9 protein-coding genes, 1 tRNA gene and 1 pseudogene are annotated in these 10,830 nt (G+C 70.5%); 6 read left to right on the top strand and 5 right to left on the bottom strand.

Annotation, left to right across the window (positions count from 1 at the left end):
• The 5 genes and pseudogenes from N4P33_RS27015 to N4P33_RS26995 form a co-directional block, all read left to right on the top strand.
• Nucleotides 1–700 (top strand): annotated as a pseudogene (locus N4P33_RS27015) (hypothetical protein); the annotation flags it as partial.
• A 6-nt stretch (nucleotides 701–706) separates the two neighbouring features.
• A complete protein-coding gene (gene efeB, locus N4P33_RS27010; RefSeq protein WP_260829398.1) occupies nucleotides 707–2,011 on the top strand; it encodes an iron uptake transporter deferrochelatase/peroxidase subunit in 1,305 nt (434 codons plus the stop codon).
• Nucleotides 2,012–2,080: 69 nt separating this feature from the next.
• Complete coding sequence (gene pheA, locus N4P33_RS27005; protein WP_260829397.1) at nucleotides 2,081–3,013, top strand: prephenate dehydratase; 933 nt, start codon at nucleotides 2,081–2,083, stop codon at nucleotides 3,011–3,013.
• A gap of 552 nt (nucleotides 3,014–3,565) precedes the next feature.
• The gene (serS, locus tag N4P33_RS27000) at nucleotides 3,566–4,843 is read left to right on the top strand and encodes a serine--tRNA ligase (RefSeq protein ID WP_260829396.1); all 1,278 of its coding nucleotides are present in this window, start codon (nucleotides 3,566–3,568) and stop codon (nucleotides 4,841–4,843) included.
• Complete coding sequence (locus tag N4P33_RS26995) at nucleotides 4,840–5,667, top strand: HAD family hydrolase (protein ID WP_260829395.1); 828 nt, start codon at nucleotides 4,840–4,842, stop codon at nucleotides 5,665–5,667. The genes serS and N4P33_RS26995 overlap by 4 nt, the downstream gene beginning before the upstream one ends.
• A 28-nt stretch (nucleotides 5,668–5,695) precedes the next feature.
• Here N4P33_RS26995 and N4P33_RS26990 read toward each other — a convergent pair.
• The 5 genes from N4P33_RS26990 to N4P33_RS26970 form a co-directional block, all read right to left on the bottom strand.
• Nucleotides 5,696–5,780: transfer RNA gene (locus N4P33_RS26990), tRNA-Ser, on the bottom strand.
• Nucleotides 5,781–6,079: 299 nt separating this feature from the next.
• Entirely contained in the window at nucleotides 6,080–6,799 is a 720-nt protein-coding gene (locus N4P33_RS26985; protein ID WP_260829394.1) for an ABC transporter permease subunit, read from the bottom strand.
• A gap of 10 nt (nucleotides 6,800–6,809) precedes the next feature.
• On the bottom strand, nucleotides 6,810–7,721 hold the full coding sequence (locus tag N4P33_RS26980; protein ID WP_260829392.1) for an ABC transporter ATP-binding protein: 912 nt from the start codon (nucleotides 7,719–7,721) through the stop codon (nucleotides 6,810–6,812).
• Nucleotides 7,718–8,632: an ABC transporter permease gene (locus N4P33_RS26975; RefSeq protein ID WP_260829391.1), complete on the bottom strand. Its 915-nt coding sequence runs from the start codon at nucleotides 8,630–8,632 to the stop codon at nucleotides 7,718–7,720. The genes N4P33_RS26980 and N4P33_RS26975 overlap by 4 nt, the downstream gene beginning before the upstream one ends.
• Nucleotides 8,622–9,641 carry an ABC transporter ATP-binding protein gene (locus tag N4P33_RS26970; protein WP_399030185.1) on the bottom strand — a complete coding sequence of 340 codons (1,020 nt, stop codon included), beginning with the start codon at nucleotides 9,639–9,641 and terminating at the stop codon, nucleotides 8,622–8,624. The genes N4P33_RS26975 and N4P33_RS26970 overlap by 11 nt, the downstream gene beginning before the upstream one ends.
• 164 nt (nucleotides 9,642–9,805) lie before the next feature.
• Between N4P33_RS26970 and N4P33_RS26965 the strand changes: the two genes are divergently transcribed.
• Nucleotides 9,806–10,830 (top strand): SDR family oxidoreductase (locus N4P33_RS26965; RefSeq protein ID WP_260829390.1); only part of this gene is annotated, 1,025 nt, incomplete at its 3' end.

Genomic DNA, 10,830 nt, shown 5'->3' with positions numbered 1-10,830 from the left:
CAGCGCGGCGAAGTCGGCCGCCGGCGCGTCCGCCGGGAAGACTGCCGACGAGGCCTCCCCTGCGAAGGCGCCCGGTGAGGGCTCCGCTGCGAAGAACGCCGCTGGCGACTCCGCGCGGGCCGCGCAGCTCGCCCGGCAGCGGGCCGCGATGGAGACCGCCCGGCAGAAGCGGCTGCGGGACGCCGACCCGAACCGGTCCGGCCTGCGCCGCTCCGTGCTCGCCGAAGCGGGCGTCGCCGTCGTCCTGCTCGCCGTCACCACCGTGCTGACGCAGACCGAGCCGGGGCGGACCGAGCAGGAGGCGGCCGCGGCCACCTCGTCCTCCACGTCGTCGTCCGCCGCGCCCGGTCAGGGCTCCGGTGCCGTCACCCTGAACATGCCGTTCGACACCGGCGGCAAGGACGGCAAGGGGGTCGTGACCATCGACCTGGACCCGGCACGTGTGGGAAGCAACGCCGTGCACGTCTACGTGGAGCGCCCCGACGGCAAGCCCTACGACATCCCCGAGGTGAAGATCGCCTTCACCCTCGAGGCGAAGGACATCGGGCCGCTGCCGGTCGTCCCCGACCACATCACCACTGGACACTGGTCGGCGAGCGGCGTCCAGATCCCCATGGCGGGCGATTGGAAGATCGAGGTGACCGTGCGGACCTCCGACATCGACCAGGCGACCGTCTCCAAGAACGCGAAGATCGGCTGAACCACCATGGCTGACCAGTCCACACCGCAGGCCCGCACACCACAGGCCCGGACCCCGGACGTACCCGAGGAGCGTGCCGCCGCACCGGCCGCGCGTCACGGCATCTCGCGGCGCCGCCTGCTCGGCACCGCCGGGGCCACGGGCCTGGTGTTCGGTGCGGCGGGCGGCGCCGTCGGCTACGCCTCCGCTCCCGCCGGGGCGTCCACCCCGCTGGCCTCGGTGGGCGAGCGCCAGGTGCCGTTTCACGTGAAACATCAGCCCGGCATCACCGAGGGGCTCCAGGCCCGCGGCCATCTCATCGCCTTCGACCTGGTGCCGGGCGCCGGACGCAAGGAGGCCGCCGTCCTGCTGCGCCGCTGGTCGGACACGGCCCGGCGACTGATGGCGGGGGAACCGGCCGCGCACGGCGACACCGATGTGGCCCGGGACGCCGGCCCCTCCTCGCTGACCCTGACCTTCGGCTTCGGCCACAGCTTCTTCGCCCGCACCGGATTGGAGAAGCAGCGCCCGGCGGCCCTGGACCCGCTGCCGGACTTCTCCTCCGACCACCTCGATAAGGCACGCAGCAACGGCGACCTGTGGGTGCAGATCGGCGCCGACGACGCCTTGGTCGCCTTCCACGCCCTGCGCGCCGTCCAGAAGGACGCCGGTTCGGCCGCCCGGGTGCGCTGGCAGATGAACGGCTTCAACCGCTCGCCGGGCGCCACCGCCCACCCCATGACCGCCCGCAATCTGATGGGCCAGGTCGACGGCACCCGCAATCCGAAGCCGGCCGACTCCGACTTCGAGAAGCGGATCTTCGTCCCCGAGAACGGCGAGCCCGCCTGGATGGCGAACGGCTCCTACGCCGTCGTACGCCGCATTCGCATGCTCCTCGACGACTGGGAGAAGCTCTCGCTCAAGGAGCAGGAGAGCGTCATCGGGCGCCGCAAGTCCGACGGGGCGCCGCTGTCCGGGGGCACCGAGACGTCGGAGATGGACCTGGAGAAGACGGACGCCCAGGGCAATCTCGTCGTCCCCATCAACGCCCACGCCCGGATCACACGGCCGGACCAGAACGGGGGCGCGGCGATGCTGCGACGCCCGTTCTCGTACCACGACGGCATCGACGCGGACGGGGTGCCGGACGCGGGTCTGCTGTTCATCTGCTGGCAGGCCGATCCCCTGCGCGGCTTCGTGCCGGTGCAGCGGAAGCTGGACCGGGGGGACGCGCTGACGCCGTTCATCCGGCACGAGGCGAGCGGACTGTTCGCGGTGCCCGGCGGCGCGGCGGAGGGAGAGTACGTGGGTCAGCGCCTGCTGGAGGGCTGAAGTCGCCTCGTCTCACCCCATGGAACGCATCCGGGGCCGCCGTCGGCGGGGGCCCATTAGGGTGAGGTCATGCCAGCGAGCTATGCCTATCTCGGCCCCGAAGGCACCTTCACCGAGGTCGCCCTGCGCACCCTTCCCGAGGCGGCCACCCGGGAACTGATCCCGTACGTGTCCGTGCAGTCCGCGCTCGACGCGGTGCGCGCCGGCGAGGCCGAGGCCGCGTTCGTGCCGATCGAGAACTCCGTCGAGGGCGGCATCACGACCACCCTCGACGAGCTGGTCGCCGGCACCCCGCTGATGATCTATCGCGAGGTACTGCTGTCGATCACCTTCGCGCTGCTCGTGCGCCCCGGCACCACGCTGTCCGACATCAAGACGGTCACCGCCCACCCGGCCGCCCAGCCGCAGGTCCGCAACTGGATGAAGGCCAATCTCCCGGACGTCGTCTGGGAATCGGCCGCCTCGAACGCGGACGGGGCCCGGCTGGTGCAGGAGGGCCGTTACGACGCCGCCTTCGCCGGTGAGTTCGCCGCGGCCCGCTACGGCCTGGAGGCCCTGGAGACCGGGATCCACGACGCGGAGAACGCGCAGACCCGGTTCGTGCTGGTCGGCCGCCCCGCCCGGCCGGCGGCACCGACCGGTGCCGACAAGACCTCCGTCGTGCTGTGGCAGCGCGACGACCACCCCGGCGGCCTGCGTGATCTGCTGGGCGAGTTCGCCACCCGGGGCATCAACCTGATGCTGCTCCAGTCCCGGCCGACCGGCGCCGGTATCGGCAACTACTGCTTCTGCGTCGACGCCGAGGGCCATATCTCGGACCGCAGGGTGGCCGAGGCGCTGATGGGGCTCAAGCGGATCTGTCTGCAGGTGCGCTTTCTCGGTTCGTACCCGCGTGCGGACGTACGGCCGGAGGAAGTGCGGCCGGTGCTGCCGGGGACGTCGGACGAGGAGTTCGTGTCGGCGGCGGACTGGGTGGCGCGCTGCCAGGACGGCCGGTTCTGACCACCGTCGCAGTGCGGCCAGTGCTGGTGCTACCTGCTGATTTTCGTTTTCCACAGGAGTTATCCACAGGTCAGCTTCTCGACCTGGGGACAAGTCGACAACGAAGGGCCATTCCGTCGACAAATCGCCCTACTGGCCATGATCACGTTCATCGTCCCGCACATCACCCTTCGTCCACCCTTTTCCTTTGGTCAACCCTTTGGAGCGAACCCTTTCCACTCGAAAGAGGGGGTAAAGGGGGTTTGCGCTGGGAATTCTCAAGTTCGATCTTCGGTTCCGGAGTGATCACTTCCTAAGTCCACAGATCTTCCCCACACCCTGTGGATAACTTTTTGGAACGTGTGGATGCCTGTGGACAACCGACGCCCAAGTCCCGCTCCCCACAAGGGATTCCGGTCAATCGCCGACACCCGGACTGACCCGTTCCGGGAAACGTGCCCTTTTCATTGACCTTGCGGACACAATGCGCAATCGATACATAACGGTCAGCACGTGGCGGCGTCCGCAATAGTGAGTCGAGGGTCGTCAGTCCGCACCGGTAGCCTTGAGCGCGTGATTGACCTTCGCCTGCTTCGTGAGGACCCCGACCGTGTGCGCGCTTCGCAGCGCGCCCGTGGAGAGGACGTCGCGCTCGTCGACGCCCTCCTGTCTGCCGACGAGCGGCGCAGGTCGTCCGGCGTCCGCTTCGACGAGCTGCGCGCCGAGCAGAAGGCGCTCGGCAAGCTCATCCCCAAGGCGGCCGGCGACGAGAAGGCCGAGCTGCTGAAGAAGGCGGAGCAGCTCAAGGCCGACGTCAAGGCCGCCGACGCCGACCGTGACGCCGCCGCCGCCGAGACGCAGGAGCTGCTGCTCAAGCTGAGCAACCTCGTCCACCCCGACGTGCCCGTCGGCGGCGAGGAGGACTTCACCACGCTGGAGACGCACGGCACCATCCGCGACTTCGATGCCGAGGGCTTCGAACCCAAGGACCACCTGGAGCTCGGCCAGATCCTCGGCGCGATCGACACCGAGCGCGGCGCCAAGGTCTCCGGCTCCCGTTTCTACTTCCTCACCGGCGTGGGGGCGCTGCTGGAGCTCGCCCTGGTGAACGCGGCGATGGCCCAGGCCACTGCGGCCGGTTTCACGCCGATGCTGACCCCGGCGCTGGTGCGGCCCCAGTCGATGGCGGGCACCGGCTTCCTCGGCCAGGCCGCGCAGGACGTCTACCACCTCGAGAAGGACGACCTCTACCTGGTCGGCACGTCCGAGGTGGCGCTCGCCGCGTACCACATGGACGAGATCATCGACGCCGACCGGCTGCCGCTGCGCTACGCCGGGTTCTCGCCCTGTTTCCGCCGCGAGGCCGGCTCGCACGGCAAGGACACCCGCGGCATCTTCCGCGTCCACCAGTTCGACAAGGTCGAGATGTTCTCCTACGTCACTCCGGAGGAGTCGCAGGAGGAGCACCGGCGGCTGCTGGAGTGGGAGAAGCAGTGGCTGACCTCGCTGGAGCTGCCGTTCCGCGTGATCGACGTCGCCTCCGGCGACCTGGGATCCTCGGCCGCCCGCAAGTACGACTGCGAGGCGTGGATCCCCACCCAGGGCAGGTACCGCGAGCTGACCTCGACGTCCGACTGCACCGAGTTCCAGTCGCGCCGCCTGCAGATCCGCGTCCGTGACGGCAAGACCGTACGGCCGCTGGCGACGCTCAACGGCACCCTGTGCGCCGTACCGCGCACGATCGTGGCGATCCTGGAGAACCACCAGCAGGCCGACGGCTCCGTGCGCGTGCCCGAGGTGCTGCGTCCCTACCTGGGCGGCCGGGAGATCCTGGAACCGGTCGCCAAGTGAGCCAGGTGAGTCCCGGCACCGCCCCGTCGCCCTTCCCGTACGGGCTCGTCGCCACCGACCTCGACGGCACGCTGCTGCGCTCGGACGGCTCGGTGTCGCGGCGCACGCGCGACGCGCTCGCCGCGGCCACCGAGGCGGGCGCCGCGCACATCGTCGTCACCGGCCGCGCGGTCCCCTGGACCCGCCCGATACTCGACGACCTCGGCTACGAGGGCCTCGCCGTCTGCGGTCAGGGCGCCCAGGTGTACGACGCCGGGGCGCACCGCCTGCTGACCTCGGTCACGCTGGACCGGCAGCTCGCCGGGGTGGCACTGGCCAAGATCGAGGCGGAGGTCGGGCCGCTGTATCTGGCGGCGAGCCGGGACGGCCTGGACGGCGAGGTGCTGGTCGGGCCGGGCTACGAGGTGACGGGCGCGCTGCCCGCGACGCCGTTCACGGACGCGTCGGACCTGTGGACGGCGCCGCTCAACAAGCTCTACATCCAGCACCCGACCCTGACCGACGACGAGCTGGCGGAGACGGCCACGCGGGTGGCGGGTGGTTTCGTGACCGTCACGATGGCGGGCGAGGGCATCGTCGAACTGCTGCCGCTGGGCCTGTCCAAGGCGACGGGGCTGTCGCTGGCGGCGCGCCGCCTCGGGGTGAAGGCCGCGGAGACGATCGCGTTCGGGGACATGCCGAACGACATCCCGATGTTCGCCTGGGCCGCGCACGGCGTGGCGATGGCCAACGCCCACGCGGAGCTGCGGGCGGTGTCCGACGAGGTGACGTCCACGAATGACGAGGACGGCATCGCGGTGGTTCTGGAGCGGTTGCTGGGCTGATCAACGCCCTGAACGCGCCGGTGTCTCGCGGAGGATGCACGGATCGAACGTGCGCGGGCTCTCACCCGACCACGGCTTAGCAAGCCGGTGCCTTGCCACTCGGCCAATCCTCCGGGTGGGCGGCCCACGCGATGTGCGAGTCGCGTGCTCGAAGCGGCCGCCCCGGGCAGCTCCCCGTGCGGGGCGGACTCGACGGAGCAGTAGGGATTACTCCTTAAGTCCGCCGCGGGCTGCCCTGAAGGGAGCTGGACGTACTGCCGTGCATGGACATCGTCCCGCTCCTCTCCCAGAACACGACGCCGGACCTTCCCGGCGATGCGGACAGAACTACTGTCCCCGCCGGGCGACTTGGGCGCCACCGAATAAACAGAAGGGGCGCCACCGCGACCGGCGGCGCCCCGAGGACGTCTGCTCACTCCTCCCCGGCGAGGGTCAGCGTCCGCAGCTTCTGGCCGGCGAACCAGGTGGCCAGCACGGTGACCGCGGCCAGCAGGACCGTCGCGGTCGTCAGGCCGACGTCCGAGGTGACGAGGTCGCCGCCGGAGACCTTCTGCGCCACGGCCAGCGCCCACTGCTGGACGCTCAGCGTGCGCGCGCCGGGCACCAGAGAGCCGAACAGCGCCTCCCAGACCAGCGCGTAGACCAGCCCGAACACCACCGCGTGCCGCGAGACCGTGCCGAGCAGCAGGAACAGCGCCGCGTAGGCGATGGAGGCGACCAGCGCGGCCACGGTGTAGGCGACGGCGATCTGCTGGCCGTTGCCGTTGAGGATGAGGCCCGCGACCAGCGTGGGCACCGCCGAGAACACCATGGTCACGGCGATCGCGACGATCAGCTTGGTGTAGACGATCGTGGGCCGCTTGATCGGCTTGGACAGCAGATACACCACCGAGCCGTCGTCGATCTCGGGACCGATCGCGCCGGTGCCCGCGATGACGCCGATGATCGGCACCATGGTGGCGAGCGCGAGCCCGCCGAGCACGTCGGCCGCGGTCTGGTCGTCGGCTCCGGCGAGGCCGCGCACCGCGATCGCGATCACGAGCAGCAGCAGGGGCAGCGCGCCCAGGATGAGGGCCCGGCGGCGGCCGAGCAGGGCCCGGTAGGTGAGCCGGGCGACTGTGGGGTCGTACATCTTCGGCCTCCTACGCCGCGACGAGATACGAGAAGACGGACTCGAGCGACTCGTCCGACGGCGAGACGGTGAGCAGCCGGATGCCGTGGTCGCGGGCGACCCTCGGCAGCAGCGCGGTGAAGCGGCCGAAGTCGACGGCCTGGATGAGCAGCGCGCCCTCCGCCTGGTCGACCTCGATGCCGGCCGTCGACGGGTCCGCGATCAGCGCCGCGGCCAGGGCGCGGTCGTCGCTGGAGCGCACCAGGTAGCGGTGCGGGCGGTCCGTCATCAGGCGGCGGATCTTGCGGAAGTCGCCGCTGGCGGCGTGCCGGCCGGCGACCACGACCTCGATGTGCCAGGCGAGCTGCTCGACCTCCTCGAGGATGTGCGAGGAGAACAGCACGGTGCGGCCCTCGTCGCCCATGCGGCGCAGCAGGTCCATCAGCTGCATGCGCTGGCGCGGGTCCATGCCGTTGAACGGCTCGTCGAGCAGCAGCAGCGACGGCTCGTGGACCAGCGCGGACGCCATCTTCACGCGCTGGCGCATGCCCTTGGAGTACGTGGCGATCTTGCGGTCCTGCGCGTACTCCATCTCGACCGTGGCGAGCGCCTTCTGCGCCGCTTTGGCTCCGAGACCGTGGAGTTCGGCGTTGGCGAGGACGAACTCCTTCCCGGTGAGGAAGTCGTACATCGCCTCGCGTTCGGGGACGATGCCGATGTGCTGGTAGATCTGCTCGTTGCGCCACACCTGCTGTCCGTCGAGGGTGACGGTGCCGGTGGAGGGGGCCAGGAAGCCGCCCATCATGTTGATGAGGGTGGACTTGCCGGCGCCGTTGGGGCCGAGCAGGCCGGTGACGCCGGGCCCGATGGTCATGGTGATGTCGTTGACGGCGACCACGTTGCCGAACCAGCGGGAGACGTGGTCGATGGAGAGCGTGGTCACAGTCCCACCTTCTTGTAGCGGCGCAGCAGGAGGCCGTAGCACGCGGCGATCAGGCCGAGGGTGAACAGCACGTAGACCGCGCCCTCGGCGTCGCTCGGACCGACCCCGCCCGGGAAGGTGGACGTGGCCCCGAGAAAGGCGGACTGCACGCCGTCGATGAGGGTGACCGGCGAGAACAGGCCGAGCCAGGCGATGGAGTCGCCGCTGCCCTGTACGTCGGCGATCGCCTGGAGCGTGGAGACCGCGCCGTAGGAGATGGTCAGGACGGCGATCACGGCGGCGATGCCGAAGCCGCGGCGCGGGGTGACCGCGGCGATGACCAGGCCGATCCCGGCGAAGAGCAGCGAGAGCAGTGCCACGGAGACGAGTCCCTGTGCGAATCCCTTGGTCTGGTCGGCGAAATCGAGTTTGGCGAGCAACGCGCCCACATAGAGCACGAGCAGGGGAGCGGCCGTGAGGATGAACAGGGCCGAGGCCAGCGCGGCGAACTTGGCGCGCACGTAGTCGGCGGTCTCGATGGGCCGCGAGAAGTACAGCGGCACGGTCTTGAAACGCAGGTCGCGCGAGACGGACGTCGGCGCCTGGGAGGCCACGTACAGGCTGATGACGGCCTGCATGATGATCGCGTAGCGCGTGTAGTCGACCGGCAGGTCCTTGGCCTTGGTGGCGACGGCCACGGCCACCATGATGGCGGCCGGCACGCACATCACCACGAACAGCAGCATCGGCAGCACCTTGGACTTCACCGAGCGGCCGAGGCCGTAGGAGCCGCGCAGGGACTGCGAGTACAGCGAGCGGCGGGCGTAGGCGCGGCCCAGGCGCGGGCCGTCGTAGGAGCGGTAGCCGATGTTGTGGATACGGGTGTCACCCGTCGCAGTGATCGGTGTCTGCAGGGACTGCTCAGCTGCCATGGCCGACCGCCTCCTTCCGCTGCTCGTCGTGCTGCTGGTCGCTGGTGGTGAAGACCTCGGAGATGTGGTGCCGGCGCTGTTCCATGCGCACCAGGCCGAGGCCGAGCCCGGCGATCACGTCGCGGACCAGGTCGTACGTCTCCTCGCCCTGCGCGGTGAGCAGCAGGATGTGCCCGGCGCCCGGCAGCCCGCTGCCGTCCTCCACGCTCACCCCGCGCGCGTGGAGCGCGTCGCGCACCGCGCGGGTGCCGTCCGGGTGCTCGTCGGTGTCGGTGACCTCGATCGCGAGGGTGGTGGTGGTCTGCGTGAAGTCGGTGGTGGAGCTGGAGCGCAGCAGCTTGCCGCCGTCGATGACGACGACGTAGTCGCAGGTGCGCTCGAGCTCGCCCAGCAGGTGCGAGGTGACCAGGACCGAAATGCCGAAGTCGGTGTGGATCCGGCGGATCAGGCCGAGCATCTCGTCGCGGCCGACCGGGTCGAGGCCGTTGGTCGGCTCGTCCAGGAAGACCAGCTGCGGGTCGTGCACCAGGGCCTGCGCCAGCTTCACGCGCTGCTTCATGCCGGTGGAGTAGCCGCCGATGGGGCGGTAGCGCTCCTCGTACAGGCCGACGTGGCGCAGCGTGTCCGCGGTGCGCTCGCGCGCGGCGGTGGGCGGCAGCCCCGACATGCGCGCCATGTGGACGACGAACTCCGTCGCCGAGACGTCCGGCGGCAGGCAGTCGTGCTCCGGCATGTAGCCGACCCGCTCGCGGATGGCGGCGCCCTTGGTGGCGACATCGAGTCCGAGCACTTCGGCACGGCCCTCGGTGGCGGGGGAGAGACCCAGCAGGATCTTGATCAGTGTGGACTTGCCGGCTCCATTGGCTCCGACGAGTCCGGTCACACCGGGCCCGACGTCCACGGAGAGCCGGTCAAGAGCGGTCACCCTGGGGAACCGCTTGCTCAGGCTTTCGGTCGCGATCACAGTCACGTCCCTGACGGTAGTGACCCCTGCCACCCCGGTCGTCAGACCGGAGAGCCGTCTTGGGGTCCGTCTGGAGTCGTACGTGCCCGTAGGGGATACCTGGGGACGTGGGTTGTCCACAGCTCTTGGACCCGCTATTGACGTGATCTCCAACAACTGCGAGATTCGCGGGAGTCACGTTACGGACACGTAGCGGAAGGGGGCCGGGCATGGTGGAGACCGTGCTGAAGGGCGCGCGGGAGCGCCGGGTGCGGACGGGCGGCGTCGAGTTGTGCGTGGCCGAGCTGGGCGAGCCCGGCCGGCCGACGGTCGTCCTCGTGCACGGCTACCCCGACAGCAAGGAGGTCTGGTCCGAGGTGGCGCCGCGCCTCGCGGAACACTTCCACGTGGTGGCGTACGACGTCCGGGGCCACGGCCGGTCCACGGCACCGCGCCCGCTGCGCGGCGGGTTCACCCTGGAGAAGCTCACCGACGACTTCCTGGCCGTCGCCGACGCGGTCAGCCCGGACCGGCCCGTGCATCTGGTGGGGCACGACTGGGGATCGGTGCAGGCCTGGGAGTTCGTCACGGTCCCGCGCACCAAGGGGCGGATCGCCTCCTTCACCTCCCTGTCGGGGCCCTCCCTCGACCACTTCGGCCACTGGATCGGCCGGCGTCTGAAGCGGCCCACCCCCCGCCGGGTCGCACAACTGCTCGGCCAGGGCGCCAAGTCCTGGTACGTGTACGCGCTGCACACGCCGGTGCTGCCCGAACTGGCCTGGCGCGGACCACTGGGCAAGGCCTGGCCGCGCATCCTGGAACGGATGGAGAAGACTCCCCCCGGCGGCTACCCCACCTCGTCCCTGCCCTCGGACGCGGCCCACGGCACCTGGCTGTACCGGGACAACGTGCGCGCCCGGCTGCGCAGGCCGCGCCCCGACGCCTACGCGCACGCGCCCGTGCAGCTCATCACGCCGCTGGACGACGCCTTCCTGTCCGAGCGGCTCTACGACGACCTGGAGACGTGGGTTCCGCAGCTGACCCGGCGGACGCTGCCGGCCAAGCACTGGGTGCCGCGTACCCGCCCCGACCAGCTGGCGGCGTGGATCGGCGAGTACGTGACGTCCGTGGAGGGCGGCCGGACGCAGGTGGCGGCCCCGGGCCGGCACGCCGACCGCTTCGGCGCGCAGCTGGTCCTGGTCACCGGTGCCGGCAGCGGCATCGGGCGGGCGACGGCGCTGGCGTTCGCCGAGGC

Origin of the sequence: Streptomyces sp. 15-116A (genome assembly GCF_025290915.1) — a bacterium.
Lineage (GTDB): Bacteria > Actinomycetota > Actinomycetes > Streptomycetales > Streptomycetaceae > Streptomyces.
The sequence above is the reverse complement of the archived record's forward strand: the minus strand, read 5'-3'. Positions and strand labels throughout refer to the sequence as shown.

What these genes read in the sequence shown, in the direction of transcription:
- pheA (WP_260829397.1), top strand. Translation starts at nt 2,081, where the DNA reads ATGCCAGCGAGCTATGCCTATCTCGGCCCCGAAGGCACCTTCACCGAG.
- N4P33_RS26985 (WP_260829394.1), bottom strand. Translation starts at nt 6,799, where the DNA reads ATGTACGACCCCACAGTCGCCCGGCTCACCTACCGGGCCCTGCTCGGC.
- efeB (WP_260829398.1), top strand. Translation starts at nt 707, where the DNA reads ATGGCTGACCAGTCCACACCGCAGGCCCGCACACCACAGGCCCGGACC.
- N4P33_RS26975 (WP_260829391.1), bottom strand. Translation starts at nt 8,632, where the DNA reads ATGGCAGCTGAGCAGTCCCTGCAGACACCGATCACTGCGACGGGTGAC.